This window comes from Thalassiella azotivora (assembly GCF_054781695.1).
Genome location: NZ_BAAGTX010000055.1, coordinates 1 through 1,326 on the forward strand (window position 1 = coordinate 1; position 1,326 = coordinate 1,326).

A 1,326-nucleotide genomic window follows, 5' to 3' on the forward strand; every position below is an offset into this window, starting at 1 on the left:
GCAGGCGGTCGCCCAGACCCAGGCCGCGATCGAGGAGCTGGCCGCGATGGCCACCGACCTGCGCACCCAGGTCACCCGCTTCACCGTCTGACACCAGCGGGCGCGAGCACGCCGGGCCGTCATCCGCTGGGCCGACCGGGACCACCGGTCGGCCCAGCGGGCTACGGAACCACGACGACCTGCCGATCAGGACGACGGCAGACGGTCAGACCACTCACGGACCACTCACGGACGAGGACCATGGACACCACGAGCAGCACCCAGCAGCAGGAGTCGCCGTTACGCCCGGCCGCGCGGCGCGTCCCGCGGCTCGCCGACCTCGGCACCCGCGCGAAGCTCTTCGTCGCGATGGGGGTGCTGGTCACGCTGATGACCGGCACCACGGTCATCGGGGTGCTGACGACGTTCCACGTCCGCGACGGCCTGCAGGTCACGCACGACCAGAGCGTCACGGGGCTGGTGGAGCTGGGGACCGCACAGACCGCCTTCCAGAACCGGCGCGCCTTCGGCGCCCTGTTCGCACTGTCCCGTCCGGACGACCACGAGCGCATGATCGCCGCCATGGAGGCGTGGAGCGCCGAGTCGGACGCGGCGATGGAGCGCTTCCTCGACCTGGAGGGCCTGTCCGAGGAGCAGCGCGAGGAGGGCCAGCGCCTGCGGGAGGTCATGGCCGAGTACGACAACGCCGTGATGCGCGGCAACCTGCCCGCCATCGCCGAGGGCGACATGGCCACGTCGCGCACCATCTACGAGCAGCGCGTCAGCCCGCTGACCGACGAGGCCCTCGAGCTCTTCGCCGAGCTCACCGCGGACGCCGACGAGGCCGCCGAGGCGCAGGTCGCGACCGCCACCGAGGCCGCGACGGGCTCCGCCACCCTCCTCATGGGTGCGGCCGCCGCCGGCATCGCCCTCGCCGTCGCCTTCGGCGTGCTCATCGGCCGGTCCATCATCCGGCCGCTGCAGTCCGTCAAGGCCGCGCTGGAGGCGATGGCCGCCGGTGACCTGACCGCCCGCCCCGAGGTCCGCAGCCGCGACGAGGTCGGTCAGATGGCCCAGGCCCTGACCGAGGCCCAGGAGTCCGTGCGTGCCGCCATCGCGACCGTCGCCGGCTCCGTCACCGCCGCCGCGACCGCCTCCGAGGAGCTCTCCGCCACGTCCGAGCAGATCGCTGCGGGGGCGGAGGAGACGAGCGTGCAGGCGGGTGTGGTGTCCGCGGCCGCCGAGGAGGTCTCGCGCAACGTGCAGACGGTGGCTGCGGGGTCGGAGCAGATGGGTGCCTCGATCCGGGAGATCGCGCAGTCTGCGGGTGATGCGGCGCGGGTGGCG

The 1,326-nt window shown here is 73.4% G+C and carries 1 protein-coding gene; it reads left to right on the top strand.

The genetic code is table 11. The features are described 5' to 3' along the window. Positions 1 to 240: 240 nt before the first annotated feature. The coding region (locus ACYVQV_RS18970) for a HAMP domain-containing protein (protein ID WP_461024874.1) at positions 241 to 1,326 on the top strand (1,086 nt) is incomplete at its 3' end.